Here is a 17788-nt window from a genome sequence, read left to right as displayed (position 1 = left end):
ACAGGTCCGGTGGGTGTTCTGTGTGCAGTAGGGCTTTTCAACTCGGAGGCGAGTCAAATGTTTGAAATCCATGAGAAGGTTCCCACCGGAACGATGATCAAGGTCATCGGTGTGGGCGGTGCCGGCGGCAACGCTGTCGATCACATGATCCGCGAAGGCGTGCAGGGCGTAGAGTTCGTCGTTGCCAACACCGACGCGCAGGCGCTGCGCCGCTGCCTCGCGCCCACCAAGATCCAGCTCGGCGACTCGGGCCTGGGCGCCGGCTCCAAGCCGGAAGCGGGCCGCGCCGCGGCGCAGGAGTCGCGCGAAGCCATCGCCGCCGCGCTGGAAGGCGCGCACATGTGCTTCATTACCGGCGGCATGGGCGGCGGCACCGGCACCGGCGCGGCCCCCGTGGTGGCGGAGATCGCCAAGGAGAAGGGCATCCTGACCGTGGCCGTGGTGACCAAGCCCTTCGACTTCGAGAACCGCCTGCGGGTGGCGGAGAGCGGCGTCGAGGAACTCACCCGCAACGTGGATTCGCTCATCGTCGTCCTCAACGACAAGCTGCTCGAAGTGTTCGGCGACGACGCCGGCTTCGAGGACTGCTTCCGTTCCGCCGACAACGTATTGCGCTCCGCGGTGGGCGGCATCGCCGAGATCATCAACGTGCCGGGCCTGGTCAACGTGGACTTCCAGGACGTGCGCACCGCCATGGCCGAGATGGGCCGCGCGATGATGGGTTCGGCCGAAGCCGCGGGCCTCGACCGGGCGCGCATCGCCGCCGAACAGGCCGCCGTGTCGCCGCTGCTGGAAGGCACGGAACTCTCCGGCGCGCGCTGCGTGCTGATCAACATCACCGCCAGCCGCTCGCTGAAGATGTCCGAAGTGCGCGACGCGGTGAAGACCGTGCAGGCCTTCGCCGCGCCGGAAGCCTTCGTCAAGTACGGCACCGTGTTCGAGGAGAGCATGGAAGACCGCATCCGCATCACCGTGGTCGCCACCGGCCTGGGCACGCCCCGCGCCGCGCGCCAGCCGGTGATGCAGGTGGTGCAGGGGACCGGCACCTACGGCCCGTCCGGCGGCGTGGACATGAGCAACCTGGACGTGCCGGCGGTGATCCGCAGCGGCCGCCGCACCACGGTCGAGGCCATGAGCGCCAACGGCATGGGTACCTACGACATCCCCGCCTTCCTGCGCAAGCAGGCCGACTGACGCAGGATTCGCCTCCGCCTGCGTCAGGCGGGCGCCCCGGCACGGACCTCCGCCTCCGGTCCGTGCCCGGGCGCCCGTCCCCGTTCACTGCCCGCTGTCACTGCAATGCAACAAGAGCCCGGACTGCGTTAAACTGTTGCGTCGCAAGGGAAATCCACCATGATCAGGCAGCGCACGCTCAAATCCATCGTCAAGGCCACCGGGGTCGGCCTGCACGGCGGCCGCAAGGTCAATCTCGTGCTGCGTCCGGCCGCGCCGGACACCGGCATCGTCTTCCACCGCGTCGATCTCGACCCGCCCCTGTCCCTGCCGGCGGACCCTTACGCGGTGTGCGACACCCGCATGTGCTCGGGGCTGGAAAAGGGCGGCGAGAAGGTCGGCACGGTGGAGCACCTGATGTCCGCGCTGGCCGGGCTGGGCATCGACAACCTGCACGTGGACGTGGATGCGCCCGAGATTCCCATCCTCGACGGCAGCGCCGGCCCCTTCGTGTTCCTGCTGCAATCGGCCGGCATCGAGGAGCAGAAGGCGCCCAAGCGCTTCCTGCGCGTCAAGCGCGCCGTGGAGTACCGGGAAGGGGACAAGTGGGTGCGCCTGGAACCCCACGACGGCTTCCGCCTCACCTTCTCCATCGTCTTCAATCACCCGGCCATCGACCGCAGCTCCTCCGAGGTCACGGTGGACTTCGCCGAACAGTCCTACGTGCGCGACGTGGCCCGTGCCCGCACCTTCGGCTTCATGCAGGACGTGGACTTCATGCGCGCCAACGGGCTGGCCCTGGGCGGCAGCCTGGACAACGCCATCGTCATGGACGAGTACCGCGTGCTCAATGCCGACGGCCTGCGCTACGGCGACGAGTTCGTCAAGCACAAGGTGCTCGACGCCATCGGCGATCTCTACCTGTGCGGCCATCCGCTGCTCGCCGCCTACTCGGCGCACAAGGCGGGCCATGCCCTCAACAACCAGATCCTGCGGGTGCTGCTGGAAGACCGGAGCGCCTGGGAAATCGTCACCTTCGAAAAAGCCGCGGCCACGCCGCAGGCGGTCAGCCACCAGTTCGACCTCGCGCTGGCCTGAGCCCGGCCGTCGATGCCGATCATCCGTATCCTGGTGCTGCTGGCCGCCGTCGGCATCGGCGCCTCGCTGCTCGCCTGGCTCTTCACCGGCAATCCGCGCTACCGCCTGTGGGCGTGGAACTTCACCCGCGGCACGCTGGCGGCGGTGCTGCTGGTGATGCTGCTGTTCGTGCTGGAACGGATCTTCTTTTCGGGCTGAGGCCGCTTCAGCGGCTGCGCCGGGCCAGGCGTTCGAGCGCTTCGCGCAGGGGCGAGTCCGCGGGCAGCGAGGCGGCGAGATCGGTCAGGCTGCGTTTCCCCTCCGCCGAAATGTGGCGCTCGACCGGTGCCGGTCGCCAGGGTGCGGGTTGATGCACCGCCACCTTGACCTGAATCTCCCGCAGCGCGTGTCCTTGTTCAACCAGCCGGGCGGCCAGGCCGGGGGCCATCTGCTTGAGCTTCGCGGCCACCGCATTGCCCTGCGCGAACACCACCAGCGTTTCCCCCTTCAGATTGCCGACCCGGCACGAAGCCGCCAGCAGCGGCGGCAGGCAGCGCTCGAAGGCCGTCTGCAGGCGACGCAGCCGCGCGGCGTGGTCGTGCAGGCGGGCGAGGGCGTCGCCGCTGCCGAGATAGCGCTGGATGGAGTGGGTCATGGGCGGATTCCGCGGTCCGGACCGGGATGGTAGGCGGGCGAAGGGCGTCCGGCAAGCCGCGCACTTAGAAGGTGCAATCCCTGCATGTTAGACTTGCGCCTTTGCCGAATCCACGCTACGGAACCCCATGATCTCCGGCCTCCTCAAGAAAATCTTCGGTAGTCGCAACGACCGCCTGATTCGCCAGTATCAGCAGACCGTCAACCGGATCAACACCCTGGAGCCCGAGATCTCCGCCCTGTCGGACGAAGCCCTGCGCGCCAAGACCGACGAATTCCGCCAGCGTCTGACCAGCGGGGAGGCACTCGACGCCCTGCTGCCGGAAGCCTTCGCCGTGGTGCGCGAGGCCGGCAAGCGCGTGCTGGGCCTGCGCCACTTCGACGTGCAGTTGATCGGCGGCATGGTGCTGCACAACGGCAAGATCTCCGAGATGCGCACCGGCGAAGGCAAGACGCTGGTGGCCACGCTGCCGGCCTACCTGAACGCGCTCACCGGCAAGGGCGTGCACATCATCACCGTCAATGATTACCTGGCGAGCCGCGACGCGGAGCAGATGGGGCGCATCTTCGGCTTCCTCGGCATGAGCACCGGCTGCAACCTGTCGCGCCTGCCCCACGCGGAGAAGCAGGCCGCCTACGCCGCCGACATCACCTACGGCACCAACAACGAGTTCGGCTTCGACTACCTGCGCGACAACATGGTCTATGCGACCGCCGAGCGCGTGCAGCGCGGGCTCAACTTCGCCATCGTGGACGAGGTGGACTCCATCCTCATCGACGAGGCGCGCACGCCGCTCATCATCTCCGGCCAGGCCGAGGACCACACCGAACTCTACCTGAAGATGAACCAGGTCGCGCCGCTGCTGAAGAAGCAGGAAGGCGAGGGCGACAACGTCACCGAGCCGGGCGACTACACCGTGGACCTCAAGTCCAACCAGGTGCTGCTCACCGAGCAGGGCCACGAGACCGCCGAGCAGCTCCTGGTGCGCATGGGCCTGCTGGCCGAGGGCGGCGGCCTGTACGAGCCGGGCAACATCCTGCTGGTGCATCACCTCTACGCCGCGCTGCGCGCCCATGCCCTGTACCACAAGGACCAGCACTACGTGGTGCAGAACGGCGAAGTGGTGATCGTGGACGAATTCACCGGCCGCCTGATGGCCGGCCGGCGCTGGTCCGACGGCCTGCACCAGGCGGTGGAGGCCAAGGAAGGCGTCAAGATCCAGGCCGAGAACCAGACGCTCGCCTCCATCACCTTCCAGAACTACTTCCGCATGTACGGCAAGCTCGCCGGCATGACCGGCACGGCCGACACCGAAGCCTTCGAATTCCACTCCATCTACGGCCTGGAAACGGTGGTCGTGCCCACCAACCGGGCCATGATCCGGCGCGACGAGAACGACAAGGTCTATCGCACCGCCAAGGAGAAGTGGGAAGCGGTGATCGCCGACATCCGCGACTGCGTGCAGCGCGGCCAGCCGACGCTGGTGGGCACCACCTCCATCGAGACCAACGAATTCCTTTCCGCGCTGCTGAAGAAGGAAAAGATCGAGCACCAGGTGCTCAACGCCAAGCAGCACGAGCGCGAGGCGCAGATCGTCGCCGAGGCCGGCCGTCCCGGCGTGGTCACCATCGCTACCAACATGGCCGGCCGCGGCACCGACATCGTGCTGGGCGGCAACATCGACAAGCTGATCGCCGCGGTGAGCGCCGACGAGGCGCTCGCGCCCAAGCAGAAGGAGGCGAAGATCGCCGATCTGCGCGCCGACTGGCTGAAGGTGCATGAGCAGGTGGTGGCGGCCGGCGGCCTGCACATCATCGGCACCGAGCGCCACGAATCGCGCCGCATCGACAACCAGTTGCGCGGCCGTTCGGGGCGCCAGGGCGACCCCGGCTCCAGCCGCTTCTACCTGTCGCTGGAAGACCCGCTGATGCGGATCTTCGCCGGCGAACGGCTCAACGCCATCATGGTGCGGCTGAAGATGCCCGAGGGCGAGGCCATCGAGCACGCCATGGTGACGCGCTCGCTGGAATCCGCCCAGCGCAAGGTCGAGCAGCGCAACTTCGACATCCGCAAGCAACTGCTCGAATACGACGACGTCGCCAACGACCAGCGCAAGGTCATCTACCAGCAGCGCAACGAACTGCTCGAGAGCGAGGACATCTCCGAGACCATCCAGGCCATGCGCCAGGGCGTGCTGCACGACGCCTTCCGCATCCACGTGCCCCAGGACAGCGTCGAGGACCAGTGGGACGTCCCCGGCCTGGAACAGGCGCTGGCGGCCGACTACCTGCTCAAACTGCCGGTGGCCGAGTGGCTGAAGGCCGAGCCCAGCCTGGACGACGAAGCCATCCTGCGGCGCATCCTGGACGCCGCCGAAGAGGCCTACGCCGCCAAGACCGCGCTGGTGGACCCGGCCGCCTGGCACCAGTTCGAACGCAACGTGATGCTGCAGAGCCTGGACAACCACTGGCGCGAGCACCTGGCCGCGCTGGACCACCTGCGCCAGGGCATCCACCTGCGCGGCTACGCCCAGAAGAATCCCAAGCAGGAATACAAACGCGAGTCCTTCGAACTGTTCGAGAGCCTGCTCGACATCGTGCGCAGCGAGGTCACCAAACTGCTGCTGACCGTGCAGGTGCGTACCGAATCCCAGCTCGAACAGGCCGAAACGCCGCCGGAAGTGGAGAACGTGCAGTACCACCACGCCGACTACGACGAGGCCCTCGGTGCGGCCGCCGCCGCGGGCGACAGCGCCCGCCAGCCGGCGGTGGCCGGCCCCAAGGTCGGCCGCAACGACCCCTGCCCCTGCGGTTCGGGCAAGAAGTACAAGCACTGCCACGGCAAGCTGAGCTGATCGTCCGGCCGCGGCGCAGCGGCCCCAGCAATCCCCACAGGAGCCCTTCATGGCCGTCAATCTGAGCACCCCGAATCCCGCCGACCTGCGCCCGGTGCCGGGCGTGCGGCTCGGCGTCGCCGAGGCCGGCATCCGCAAGGCCAACCGGCGCGACCTGACCCTGATCGAGCTGGCCCCGGGCAGCCGCGTGGCCGGCGTATTCACGCGCAACCGCTTCTGCGCCGCGCCGGTGCAGGTGTGCCGCGAGCATCTGGCGGTTGGCGACATCCGCGCGCTGGTCATCAACACCGGCATCGCCAACGCCGGCACCGGCGAGCCGGGCCTGGCCGCGGCGCGGGGGACCTGCGCCGCCACCGCCCGGCTGCTCGGCATCGCGGCGGATCAGGTGCTGCCGTTTTCCACCGGGGTGATCCTGGAGCCGCTGCCGGTCGAGCGCCTGGTGGCCGGATTGCCCCGCGCCCAGGCCGATCTGCGCGCCGACGGCTGGTTCGCTGCCGCCCACGCCATCATGACCACCGATACCCTGGCCAAGGCCGTGTCGCGCACCGTCGAGGTGGATGGCCGGACGGTCACCATCACCGGCATGAGCAAGGGCGCCGGCATGATCAAGCCCAACATGGCCACCATGCTGGGCTTCGTGGCCTGCGACGCCGTGGTGTCGCAGGATCTGCTCGGCGCGCTGGTGCGTGAGGCGGCCGATCTGTCCTTCAACAGCATCACCGTGGATGGCGACACGTCCACCAACGACTCCTTCATCCTGATCGCCACCGGCCAGGCCGGCAATGCCGAGATCACGGCGGCGGCTGGTGCCGCCTGGGCGGCGCTGCGGGAAGCGGTCATCGACGTCGCCGTGCGCCTGGCCCAGGCCATCGTGCGCGACGGCGAAGGCGCCACCAAGTTCATGAGCATCGCCGTGGAAGGCGGCACCGACCGCGACGAGTGCCGCAAGGTGGGTTACGCCGTGGCCCATTCGCCGCTGGTCAAGACCGCCTTCTTCGCCTCCGACCCCAACCTGGGTCGCATCCTCGCGGCCATCGGCTACGCCGGCATCGACGACCTGGACGTGAGCCGCCTGCGGGTGTGGCTGGGCAATCCGGACGAGAGCGTGCTGGTGGCCGAGCACGGCGGCCGCGCGGCGAGCTACGTGGAAGAGGCCGGTGCGCGCATCATGGCCCACAGCGAACTGACGGTGCGCATCGATCTCGCCCGCGGCAGCGCCGCCGCCACGGTATGGACCTGCGACTTCTCCTACGACTACGTCAAGATCAACGCCGACTACCGGAGCTGATCCCTGCCGTCAGAACAGGCTGCCCTGCACGGGCGGCTCGCCGGCGGGATTCGCCGGGGCGCGGAAGAGATCGCAGCGCAGTTCCTCCATGCCGTGCGGCACCATCCCCAGGCGTTCGCGCACGCGGGCCATGCGTTGGCCGTAGAGGCGGGCGAAGGGGCCTTCGCCGCGCATGCGGTGGCCGAAGCGGGGATCGTTGGCCAGCCCGCCGCGGCTCTGGCGCAGTACGCTCATGACGTGGGCGGCGCGCGCCGGGTAGTGCGTCGCCAGCCAATCCTCGAACAAGGGCTGCACCTCCCGCGGCAGGCGCAGCAGCACATGGGCGGCCTGGTCCGCGCCGGCCGCGTGGGCGGCTTCCACGACGGATTCCAGCTCATGGTCGTTGAGCGCCGGGATCAGCGGCGCGAAGAACACCCCCACCGGAATGTCCGCCGCCCGCAGCGCGGCAATCGTCGCCAGGCGCCGTTCCCCGCGCGACGCGCGGGGCTCCAGGCGACGCGCCAGGGCGTCGTCGAGGGTGGTGACGCTGACCGTGACCCGCACCAGGCCCAGCCGGGCGAATTCGCCTAGCAGGTCGAGGTCGCGCTCGATCAGCGCGGACTTGGTGACGATGGCGACGGGATGGCGGCATTCCAGCAGCACTTCCAGCACGCGGCGGGTGAGTCTCAGCCTGCGTTCGGCCGGCTGCCAGCAGTCGGTGTTGGTGCCCAGCGCAATGGGTGCGCAGCGGTAGCGCGGGTGTGCCAGTGCGCGCCGCAGCAGTTCGGGCGCGTCCGGCTTGTAGAACAGGCGCGTTTCGAAATCCAGCCCCGGCGACAGGTCCATGTAGGCGTGGCTGGGGCGCGCGTAGCAGTAGATGCAGCCGTGCTCGCAGCCGCGGTAGGGGTTGATGGAGCGGTCGAAGGGCAGGTCCGGTGAACGGTTGTAGCTGAGGATGCTGCGTGCCCTTTCCGCGGTCAGTTGCGTGGGCGGGCCGCCGTCCGCGGCGGCGTCGGCTTCCGCCTCGCGCTGCAGGGCGAGAAAGCGCGCATGCGGATTGAACGTGCTGCCGCGTCCGCGCACGCCGGCCACGTGCGCCACCGGGGGGCTGTGTATCTTGATACTGTGCGTTCTTACAGTCATGCCCCATTGCACACTCCGCCCGGCCCGCTGTCAACGGCGCGGACGGCCGTTATGCAGTTTGCCCAAGCTGTCGTTACCCCGTAACATCCGACGCGATGACGCGGCCCGCCCGAGGCCGCATGCGGCCGGCCTGCCACGGGACGGCGACGGCGCGGAGGCGGAATGAGGGGGTCGAAACGTGCAGGATACGCAGCCCATATCGGCGGACGGCCGGTGCAGCAGGATCGCGCCGCCTGCTTCGTCAGCGCGGACGGCACGGTTCATCTGCTCGTCGTGGCCGACGGCATGGGCGGGCGGCAGGGCGGGGACCTGGCTGCCCAGGTGGTGATCGACACCGCCGCTCGCCTGTGGGGCGGGCGGGCCGATCCTCCGGCCGATCCGGGCGCGTTCCTGGAAACCCTGTGCCAGGAGGCGCACGCCGAGATCCGGCGCGGTGCGCAGGATGGCGGCGAGGCGGGCGGCTCCACGGTGGCGGCCCTGCTCGCCACCCCGGAGCGGGCGTGGTGGGTGCATGTGGGCGACAGCCGGGTGTATGGTTTTCGCGACGGCCTGCCGGTATGCCGCACCGAGGATCACACGGTGGTGCAGCAACTGGTGCGCTGCGGGCGCATCGACGCGGACGCCGTTGCCGCACACCCCGAGCAGAACAAGCTGCTGCGCGGGCTCGGCGCGGACGAGACCGTACAGACCACCCACGGACAGATGCAGGTGAGCGCCGGGACCGGCTTCGTGCTGTGCACGGACGGCTTCTGGGAACGGGTTTCCGGCGCCGAGATGGCCGGGCTGCTGCGGGAAGCCGATGCGGCAGCGGCCTGTACGCGTTGGGTGGAGATCGCCGCCGGACGCGGCGGCGCGGATGGTGACAACGCGACGGTGGCCGTGCTGCAGCCGGCCGGGGAACCCCTGCGCATGGCGCACCGGCAACTGTGGCCGCTGTATGCGGCCGTTTTCGCGGCGCTGGCGATGGGACTGTTTCACGCCTTCAGATGACGGAAAGACATGCCATGACCATACGATCGGGCTACTTGCTGCTCGCTCTCTCACTGACGCTCGGTGCCTGCTCCCATCTTCCGCCGTTCCTGCGTCCGGCAGCGACGGCCCCGGCGGAGCCGGCAGCCAAGCCGGTGGCCAAGCCTGCTGCCGCGCCCGAGCCCAGCGCGCCGGCCAGCAAGGCCAAACCCCAGGCGCCGGTGCGCAATCTTTCCACGATCATCAGGATGCTGGAGCGCGGGCGCAACAGCGAGGCGCGCGAAGCGCTCGTGGCCTACCTGAAACGCGAGCCGGGCAGCGGTGTGGCCAGAAAGCTGCTGTACCAGCTCGACTCCGACCCGGTGGCCGTTTTCGGCGAGGAGCATCGCCGCCACGTGGTCAGCTCCGGCGAGACGCTGGGCGGTCTGGCGAAGCGCCACCTGGGCGATGCCATGTATTTCGTCGGTCTCGCCCGCTACAACGGCATCTCCCCGGCCAAGGGGCTGAACGTGGGGCAGGCGCTGAAGATACCGCGCCAGCGGCCCGTGCCGCCGCCCGCCCGGCTGGAGGCCGAGCGGGAGAAGGAGCCGCGGGCCGAGGAAACGACGCAGCGGGACGAGGCGGAGCAGGCAGCAGCGCCGCAGCGGCCGGCGGCCAGGGAGCCGCGGCCCGCCGAAGCGTCCAAAGCCGTCGAAACCGCGGAGTCGGCGCGGGAGCACCAGGAACAGGGGATCAAGCTGATGCGCGCCGGGCATCTGGAAGCCGCGCACCGGGCCTTCGGCCTGGCGCTGGCGCTTTCGCCCGGTCTGGAGCCGGCGCAGCAGCATCACCAGGAGATCGGGCGCAAGCTCGTGGCGGGCTATCACGAAGCGGCGGTGGTGCATTACCGCAACCAGCGTCTGGACGAGGCGATTGCGCTGTGGGACAAGGCGCTCGCCCTCGACCCCACGTTCGAGCCGGCACGGGGCTATCGCACGCGCGCGCTGGAGATCAAGCGGCGCCTGAACGAGCTGGACGCATCCTGATCTTTCAGCGCCTGGTGGCGGGGCCCGCCTTGCGCGCGAGGCGCGTCTCGGTTTCGACCATGCGCGTGGCGGGCTCCGCGGGCTTGCCGCTGGGCACCGCGGCGTTGCGCCGGGCGGAGTGGGCCACGAACATGCGCGCTTCCAGTGAATCCGCCATGCTGTTGTAGGCCGCGAACAGGCGTTCGAATTCGTCGTTGCGGCGCATGCGGATGCGGCTGCCGAAACGCCCCTGGGCGATGTGGCCCAGCGCCCGGCGCAGGATCTCCAGCGGCACGGCGAGCCGCCGCGACAGCATGTAGGCACCGATGAAGACCGTCACCAGGATGACCAGCATGACCGCGACCATCGCCGCCAGCGTGGTGCGATTGGCCGCCTGTACGGCGTTGGTGGCCAGTCCCACGCGCAGGTGGCCGAGCTCGTGGGCCTGGTACTGCACCGGGGTGTCGAACAGGAAATAGGAGTGGCCCTCGGCGTCGGCCACTTCGTAAACCGCCTGGTCGTCGCGGCTGAGCAGGTGGCGTCCGGTGGGCAGGTCGCCGCCGTCGGCGCCGAGCAGGGCCTCATCGGTGCTCGCCACGATGCGGCCGCTGCGGTCGCTGACGGCGATGTAGACGATCTCCCGGTTGAGCACCATCTCGTCCACCAGCGCCTGGATGGCGATGCGGTCGTCGAGCAGCAGGTCCTCGGCACTTTCCGTGGCCAGCGTGCGGGTGAGGGTGAGCCCGAAGTCGAAGGCGACGCGGGTCATGGCCTGGTTCTGCTTGTAGTACACCACGGCCATGCCGAGGGCCACGGTGACCGCCACCAGCATGCCCATCAGCGCGGTCCAGCGTACGCGGATGGGGATGATGCGGCGGCCGTGCCAGGCGGTTTCGCGCTCGGCCAGCGCGTCGTCGATGCGGCGCAGGTCCTCGATCAGTTCGGCCGCGGTCTGGTAGCGTTCGGCGGGGTCCTTGGCCAGCAGCGTGCGCACCAAGTCCAGCAGGGCTTCCGGCGTGGCCGGGTCCAACGGCTTGAGCGGCGGCAGCGGCTCCTTGAGCACCTTGCGCAGCAGGTCGGGCACGTTGTTGGTGCGAAACGGCGTGTGTCCGGCCAGCAGCCAGTAGAGCAGCACCCCGAGGGCGTAGAGGTCGGTGCGTCCGTCCACGGCGCCGCCGCGGATCTGTTCCGGGGACATGTAGTGCGGCGTGCCGGCCACGCCGTCGGTGGCGTTGTCGCGTTCGGCCTTGTGGCGCAGACGGGCGATGCCGAAATCCATCACCTTGACGTTGCCGCTCTCGCTGGTGACGACGATGTTTTCCGGCTTGATGTCCTGGTGCACCACGCCCTGGCGGTGGGCGTAGTCGAGCGCGTCGGCGATCTGCGTGACGATGCGCAGGATCATGCGCAGGGGCAGGCGCCCGTGGCGTTCGACGAAGGACGCCAGCGTCGGCCCTTCCAGCAGCTCCATGGTGATGAAGGGCACGCCGTTGACCACGCCCACGTCGAAGATGGTGACGATGCCGGGGTGGGTGAGGGTGCCCGCGGCGCGCGCCTCGGACAGGAAGCGGTAGCGGTATTCCTCGCGCTCGGCGTATTCCGGGCGCAGCGTCTTGATGGCGAGGATGCGCCGGATGCGCGGATCGTAGCCGCGGTGGATGATGGAGGTCGCCCCGCTGCCGAGCTCTCCGCGCAGGATGTAGCGCCCGAGCGTGACGGACATGGGCGCCGGGCTCAGAAGGCGAGCAGGGCGGCCGCGGCGAGGGCGAGCACCAGGGCCGCCGCGCCCCACACCCAGCCCGGCACGCCGGTCTGCACGGCCTTGGGGCGGACCGGCGGCAGCCCGCCGTGGAAGACGAACTCGGCGCGGCCCAGGCGGATGCGGTCGCCCTCGCTCAGCGTATGGTCGTGAATCCGCTCGTCATTGACGAAGGTGCCGTTGGTCGACAGCATGTTGATGACGCGGTAGCTCCCGTCCTCGTGCAGGATCCAGGCGTGCTGGGAGGACACGCTGTCGTCCGGCAGGATGATGTCGTTGTCCTCGCGGCGGCCGATCAGCGTCTTGCCGCGCTTGAGAACGAAGCGCTGGTCCTCGAAGGGCGGCGTGATGCCGACCAGGGCGGCGCGTTCGACGTCGCCTTCACTGTCGGCCGACGGCGAAGCGATCACTTCGGCGAGTTCGTCCGGCCGGAAAAGGATGGTGCCCTGCGGGCCGGTCCATTCGCCCCTGGCGTCGCTGCGTTGATTGACCACGATTACGTATCCCGTTGCGTTGCGACTTTGTACTTCGTATCAAGGGCGGAGTATGCCCGTTCGGGCGTCGCGCGACAACGGTCGATGCCAGATGCAAGGCAAAAAACTTGATCCAGATCTATGTCTTTAGGCGTATCGGGCGACACGGGTGCCGGGCACCGGCCGGGATCAGTGCAGCACGCGCGGCATCGCCAGCATGAAGGGCGGAATCTCGGCCTCGAACTTGTGGCCGTCCTCGGCCACCATCTGGTAGCTGCCGTGCATGGTGCCCACCGCGGTGGCGATGCTCGAACCGCTGGTGTAGTCGAACTTCTCGCCCGGGGCGAGCACGGGCTGTTCGCCGATCACACCGAGGCCGCGCACCTCCTGCTGCTTGCCGGTGCCGTCGGTGATGACCCAGTGCCGGCTGATCAGTTGCGCGGAGACGGTGCCGGTATTGGTGACGGTGATGCGGTAGGCGAACACGTAGCGGTCGTCGTCGGGATCGGATTGTTCCGCGACGTATTCGGCGACGGCCTCCACCTGGATACGGTATTTCTCGGAATTGCTCACGTTGCGGCCTGCTCTCGGGGGTTGGAACACGTGGGCGATGCAAGTTCTGCACCCGATCTGCTGCTGTCGCGTGCCGGGTGAACGGTAAAATAGCACTCTTTGTCCGGAAGACCCGCCATGTCCGCTTTCGCCCTTACCGCGCTCTCCCCGCTCGACGGCCGCTACCACGCCAAGGTGGCCGGCCTGCGCGACCACTTCTCCGAGCACGGCCTGATCCGCAACCGCGTGCGCGTGGAGGTCGAATGGCTGAAGGCGCTCGCGGCCGAGCCGGCGCTGGCCGAGATCGCCCCCTTCTCCGCCGCCACCGTGGCCGAACTGGATGCCGTGGTGGCCGCCTTCTCGCCGGCCGACGGCGAGGCCGTGAAGGCCATCGAGGCCACCACCAACCACGACGTGAAGGCCATGGAGTACTGGCTCAAGAAGCGCCTGGGCCACAACGCGGAAGTGATGAAAGTGTCGGAATTCATCCATTTCGCGTGTACGTCGGAGGACATCAACAACACTTCCCACGCGCTGATGCTGCGTGGCGGGCGGGACGAGGTACTGCTGCCGGCGCTGGACGCCGTGATCGCGCGCTTCCGCACCCTGGCCCACGGCCTGGCCGAGCTGCCCATGCTGTCGCGCACCCACGGCCAGCCCGCCAGCCCGACCACGCTGGGCAAGGAGATGGCCAACATCGCCGCCCGCCTGCTGCGTGCCCGCGCACAGATCGCGGGGGTGTCCCTCACCGCCAAGTTCAACGGCGCGGTGGGCAACTACAACGCCCACCTGTCCGCCTGGCCGGAATTCGACTGGGAGGGCTTCAACCGCCGCTTCATCGAGTCCCTGGGGCTGGAGTTCAATCCCTACACCATCCAGATCGAACCCCACGACGCCATGGCCGAGCTGTTCGACGCCGCGGCGCGCGCCAACACCATCCTCATCGACGCCTGCCGCGACATCTGGATGTACATCTCCCTGGGCTACTTCAAGCAGAAGCTCAAGGAAGGCGAGGTGGGTTCGTCCACCATGCCCCACAAGGTCAATCCCATCGACTTCGAGAACGCGGAAGGCAACCTGGGCGTGGCCAACGCGGTGTTCCGCCACTTCTCCGAGAAGCTGCCGGTGTCGCGCATGCAGCGCGACCTCTCGGATTCCACCGTGCTGCGCAACATGGGCGTGGGCTTCGGCCACACCGTGCTGGCGCTCGACTCCGCCCTGCGCGGGTTGAACAAGCTGGAAGCCGAGCCGGCGCGCCTGGCGGCGGACCTGGCCGAATGCTGGGAGGTACTGGCCGAGCCGGTGCAGACGGTGATGCGCCGCTACGGGCTGGAGAACCCCTACGAGCAACTGAAGGCGATGACGCGCGGCAAGGGCATCACCCGCGAGGCGCTGCACGGATTCATCGCTGCGCTGGCGATCCCGCAGTCCGAGCGCGAGCGCCTGCTGGCCATGACACCGGCGAGCTACGTGGGCAAGGCCGCCGAACTGGCGCGCCGCGTGTAGGAGCGGCCTTGGCCGCGATGCCGGCCTCATTGGTACAGAGAACCGCCGCATCGCGGCCAAGGCCGCTCCTACAGGGGCGGTTCGCTACATCGAGGAAGAAGAACGATGGCTTTTGCCGACAACCTCAAGACCCTGCCGGGCGTCTCCCATCTGGCCGCGTTGAACCTGATCGGCACCGGCGATACGGTGGTCGCCACCATCGAAAACAAGCCCGGCCAGGCTGGCTCGCTGGCGGTGTACAACCACCTCGCCCAGCTCTACGGCGCCATCTCCCCCGAAGCGGCGAAGAAGGGCCTGGAACTGTACGCGGAGCACACCGAGGACGCGCGCGGGAACCCCGGCAAGCACCCCAACATCGACCGTCTGATCGGCCTCGCGGAGCGGGGCGAGACGCTGAAGGTGAAGCAGGTGTTCGCCGTCTGAGCGGCACCGGCATCGCAGAAAAGAAGAGGGCGCCCGCGGGCGCCCTCTTTCGTTTTCGGGTGCGGCGGCCTTACACCACCGCCTCCTGCTTTTCCTTCTTCGGCTTGACGAACTGCTCCCGCGACATGCCCAGCCACACCGCCAGCGGGCTCGCCACCAGCACCGAGGAGTAGATGCCGAAGCAGATGCCGATGGTGAGCGCGAGCGCGAAGTAGAACAGCGTCTCGCCGCCGAAGACCAGCATGGACAGCACCATCATCTGCGTACTGCCGTGGGTGATGATGGTGCGGGAGATGGTGCTGGTGATGGCGTGGTCCACGACCTGCAGGGTGCTGAGGCCGCGCTTCTTGCGGAAGGTTTCGCGCACCCGGTCGAAGACCACCACGGATTCGTTCACCGAGTAGCCCAGCACCGCCAGGGTGGCCGCCAGGACGGCCAGGGAGAATTCCCACTGGAAGAGGGCGAAGAAGCCCAGGATGATGACCACGTCGTGCAGGTTGGCGATGATGGTCGCCACCCCCAGGCGCCATTCGAAGCGCAGGGCCAGGTAGATGACGATGCCGAAGATCACCAGCAGCAGGGCCATGGCGCCGTCGCTGGCGAGTTCCTTGCCCACCTGCGGGCCGACGAACTCGACGCGGCGCAGCTCCGGAGCCGAGGTGCCGAGCCGGCCCAGCGTGGCCACGACGTTGTCGGCGATGCTCTTGCTGTCCACGTTGTCGCGGTTGGGCAGGCGGATCAGCACGTCCCGTGCGCTGCCGAAGTTCTGCACCAGCATGTCGGTGTAGCCGTCGGCCGCCAGTGCCTGGCGGATCGGTTCGAGCTCGGCCGGCTCACTGTAGCTCACTTCGATCAGCGTGCCGCCGGTGAACTCCACCGACAGGTGCAGGCCGCGCGTGGCGAGGAAGAACACGGCGAGGATGAAGGTCGCCAGCGAGATGATGTTGAACACCATCGCGTGGCGCATGAAGGGGATGTCTTTCCTGATGCGGAAAAATTCCATGATCGCTGTTCCTTGCCGCGCTTACTGGTTGTCCGGCTTCCAGATCTGGCCGATGGAAACGCTTTCGATCTTGCGCCGGCGGCCGTAGATGAAGTTGATCAGCATGCGCGAGACGAGGATGGCGCTGAACATCGAGGTCAGGATGCCCAGGCAGTGCACCACCGCGAAGCCGCGCACCGGCCCGGAGCCGAACACGAGCAGCGCGATGCCCGCGATCAGGCTGGTCACGTTGGAGTCCAGGATGGTGCCCCAGGCGCGCTCGTAGCCGGCGGCGATGGCCGCCTGCGGGCTCGCGCCGTTGCGCAGTTCCTCGCGGATGCGCTCGTTGATCAGCACGTTGGCGTCGATCGCCATGCCCAGCGTCAGCGCCATGGCGGCGATGCCGGGCAGGGTCAGCGTGGCCTGCAGCAGCGACAGCAGCCCCACCAGCAGCAGCAGGTTGGCGGCCAGCGCGATGGAGGACACGATGCCGAACAGGGCGTAGTAGATGCACATGAACGCCGCGATGGCGACGAAACCCCACAGCGTGGAGTGGAAGCCCTTGGCGATGTTGTCGGCGCCCAGGCTGGGGCCGACGGTGCGCTCCTCGATGATCTCCATGGGCGCGGCGAGCGACCCGGCGCGCAGCAGCAGGGCCACGTCGTTGGCCTCGGTGGTGGTCATGCGGCCGGAAATCTGCACCCGGCCGCCGCCGATCTCGGTGCGGATCACCGGCGCGGTGACGACCTCGCCCTTGCCCTTCTCGATCAGCAGGATGGCCATGCGCTTGCCCACGTTCTCCCGCGTGACGTCGCGGAAGATGCGCGCGCCGGCGGCGTCCAGGGTCAGATGCACGGCCGGTTCGTTGGTCTGGCCGTCGAAGCCGGGCTGGGCGTCGGTGAGGCGGTCGCCGGTCAGCACCACCTGGCGCTTGACCAGCAGCGGGGGGCCGCCGCGCTCGGTGTAGAGCTCGGTGCCGAAGGGCACGTTGCCGGCCAGCGCCGCTTCCAGCGCGCCCGGGGTGTCGTCCACCATGCGCACTTCCAGCGTCGCGGTGCGGCCCAGGATGTCCTTGGCCTTGGCCACGTCCTGCACGCCGGGCAGTTGCACGACGATGCGGTCCGCGCCCTGCTGCTGGATCACCGGTTCGGCCACGCCGAGTTCGTTGATGCGGTTGTGCAGCGTGGTGATGTTCTGCTTGATGGCGAAGTCGCGCATGGTCTGCTGCGCCTGCGCGGTGAGGGTGGCGACCAGCTTCAGGTCGTCGGCGCCGTCGTCGCGGTCGGTGAGCTGCAGGTCGGCGGTGGTGTTCTGGATCGCGCGGCGCCCGGTCTCGCGCTGCTCGGCGTCGCGGAAGCGCAGCACCACGGTGTTGCCCTCGCGGGTGATGCCCGCATGGCGCACGCTGCGGTCGCGCATCAGCGTGCGCAGGTCGCCGGCGGTGGAGTCCAGGCGCTTGGTGAGCGCGCCCGGCATGTCCACCTGCAGCAGGAAATGCACCCCGCCGCGCAGGTCCAGGCCCAGGTACATGGGCAGCGCGCGGATGGCGGTCAGCCAGTTGGGCGAGGCCGAGAGCAGGTTCAGCGCGACGATGTAGGACGGATTCTGCGGGTCCGGGTTGAGGGTGTTCTCGATGACGTCGCGGGCGCGGATCTGATCCTCGGTGCCGGCGAAGCGGAAGCGCAGGCTGTTGGCGTCGGAGAAGAAGCCGGTATGGCCGATGCCGGCGGAGCGCAGCGCCTCTTCGACCTGCCCGCCGAGGGCCGCGGGGTCGACTTTCAGCGTGGCCTTGGCGCTGGAGACCTGCACCGCGGGCACTTCGCCGTAGAAGTTGGGCAGGGTGTAGAGCACCCCCCACAACAGGATCAGACCGATCAGGAGGTTCTTCCAGAGGGGATAGCGATTCATGGCCGGAGAGTCAGGAAGGCGGGGGGCCGGCCTACGCCGGCGG

At 68.6% G+C, this 17788-nt stretch carries 16 protein-coding genes; 9 read left to right on the top strand and 7 right to left on the bottom strand.

Features of this window, described 5'->3' with window-relative positions:
- Positions 1-57: 57 nt before the first annotated feature.
- From ftsZ to E6O51_RS10165, 3 genes are all read left to right on the top strand, one after another.
- Positions 58-1194 (top strand): cell division protein FtsZ, encoded by a 1137-nt coding sequence (gene ftsZ, locus E6O51_RS10175; RefSeq protein WP_136384889.1) that lies wholly within the window; start codon positions 58-60, stop codon positions 1192-1194.
- Between the two features lie 159 nt (positions 1195-1353).
- Complete coding sequence (gene lpxC, locus E6O51_RS10170) at positions 1354-2271, top strand: UDP-3-O-acyl-N-acetylglucosamine deacetylase (protein WP_136384888.1); 918 nt, start codon at positions 1354-1356, stop codon at positions 2269-2271.
- A gap of 12 nt (positions 2272-2283) precedes the next feature.
- Positions 2284-2469: a hypothetical protein gene (locus E6O51_RS10165; protein ID WP_136384887.1), complete on the top strand. Its 186-nt coding sequence runs from the start codon at positions 2284-2286 to the stop codon at positions 2467-2469.
- A 7-nt stretch (positions 2470-2476) separates the two neighbouring features.
- On the opposite strand, the gene E6O51_RS10160 is transcribed toward E6O51_RS10165, so the two are convergent.
- Positions 2477-2905, bottom strand: a complete 429-nt coding sequence (locus E6O51_RS10160) for a DciA family protein (protein WP_136384886.1) — start codon at positions 2903-2905, stop codon at positions 2477-2479.
- A gap of 127 nt (positions 2906-3032) precedes the next feature.
- Between E6O51_RS10160 and secA the strand changes: the two genes are divergently transcribed.
- Together secA and argJ are read left to right on the top strand one after the other, a co-directional pair.
- Positions 3033-5759: a preprotein translocase subunit SecA gene (gene secA / locus E6O51_RS10155; RefSeq protein ID WP_136384885.1), complete on the top strand. Its 2727-nt coding sequence runs from the start codon at positions 3033-3035 to the stop codon at positions 5757-5759.
- Positions 5760-5808: 49 nt separating this feature from the next.
- A complete protein-coding gene (gene argJ, locus E6O51_RS10150) occupies positions 5809-7047 on the top strand; it encodes a bifunctional glutamate N-acetyltransferase/amino-acid acetyltransferase ArgJ (RefSeq protein WP_136384884.1) in 1239 nt (412 codons plus the stop codon).
- A gap of 9 nt (positions 7048-7056) precedes the next feature.
- Here argJ and E6O51_RS10145 read toward each other — a convergent pair whose 3' ends face one another.
- Positions 7057-8169: a PA0069 family radical SAM protein gene (locus E6O51_RS10145; protein ID WP_136384883.1), complete on the bottom strand. Its 1113-nt coding sequence runs from the start codon at positions 8167-8169 to the stop codon at positions 7057-7059.
- 162 nt (positions 8170-8331) lie between these two features.
- Here E6O51_RS10145 and E6O51_RS10140 point away from each other — a divergent pair, with 162 nt between their 5' ends.
- Positions 8332-9159, top strand: a complete 828-nt coding sequence (locus E6O51_RS10140; protein ID WP_136384882.1) for a PP2C family protein-serine/threonine phosphatase — start codon at positions 8332-8334, stop codon at positions 9157-9159.
- A gap of 14 nt (positions 9160-9173) precedes the next feature.
- Positions 9174-10163 carry a tetratricopeptide repeat protein gene (locus tag E6O51_RS10135; RefSeq protein WP_168735244.1) on the top strand — a complete coding sequence of 330 codons (990 nt, stop codon included), beginning with the start codon at positions 9174-9176 and terminating at the stop codon, positions 10161-10163.
- Between the two features lie 4 nt (positions 10164-10167).
- Here the strand turns inward: E6O51_RS10135 and E6O51_RS10130 are convergent, their stop codons facing one another.
- The 3 genes from E6O51_RS10130 to apaG all read right to left on the bottom strand — a co-directional run bounded on the left by E6O51_RS10130 (position 10168) and on the right by apaG (position 12947).
- Positions 10168-11865, bottom strand: a complete 1698-nt coding sequence (locus tag E6O51_RS10130) for a protein kinase domain-containing protein (RefSeq protein ID WP_136384880.1) — start codon at positions 11863-11865, stop codon at positions 10168-10170.
- Positions 11866-11876: 11 nt separating this feature from the next.
- Positions 11877-12395, bottom strand: a complete 519-nt coding sequence (locus E6O51_RS10125; protein WP_211091382.1) for an FHA domain-containing protein — start codon at positions 12393-12395, stop codon at positions 11877-11879.
- Positions 12396-12563: 168 nt separating this feature from the next.
- Positions 12564-12947: a Co2+/Mg2+ efflux protein ApaG gene (gene apaG / locus E6O51_RS10120; RefSeq protein ID WP_136384879.1), complete on the bottom strand. Its 384-nt coding sequence runs from the start codon at positions 12945-12947 to the stop codon at positions 12564-12566.
- Between the two features lie 117 nt (positions 12948-13064).
- Here apaG and purB point away from each other — a divergent pair, with 117 nt between their 5' ends.
- Positions 13065-14432, top strand: coding sequence for an adenylosuccinate lyase (purB, locus tag E6O51_RS10115; RefSeq protein WP_136384878.1), 1368 nt, complete (start codon positions 13065-13067; stop codon positions 14430-14432).
- 105 nt (positions 14433-14537) lie between these two features.
- Complete coding sequence (locus E6O51_RS10110) at positions 14538-14855, top strand: DUF2322 family protein (protein WP_136384877.1); 318 nt, start codon at positions 14538-14540, stop codon at positions 14853-14855.
- Between the two features lie 70 nt (positions 14856-14925).
- Here E6O51_RS10110 and secF read toward each other — a convergent pair whose 3' ends face one another.
- A complete protein-coding gene (gene secF / locus E6O51_RS10105; protein WP_136384876.1) occupies positions 14926-15858 on the bottom strand; it encodes a protein translocase subunit SecF in 933 nt (310 codons plus the stop codon).
- A gap of 21 nt (positions 15859-15879) precedes the next feature.
- Positions 15880-17745, bottom strand: coding sequence for a protein translocase subunit SecD (gene secD / locus E6O51_RS10100; RefSeq protein WP_136384875.1), 1866 nt, complete (start codon positions 17743-17745; stop codon positions 15880-15882).
- Positions 17746-17788 lie beyond the last annotated feature (43 nt).

The sequence above is a fragment of the Pseudothauera rhizosphaerae genome (genome assembly GCF_004801305.1).
GTDB lineage: Bacteria > Pseudomonadota > Gammaproteobacteria > Burkholderiales > Rhodocyclaceae > Pseudothauera > Pseudothauera rhizosphaerae.
The sequence above is the reverse complement of the archived record's forward strand: the minus strand, read 5'-3'. Positions and strand labels throughout refer to the sequence as shown.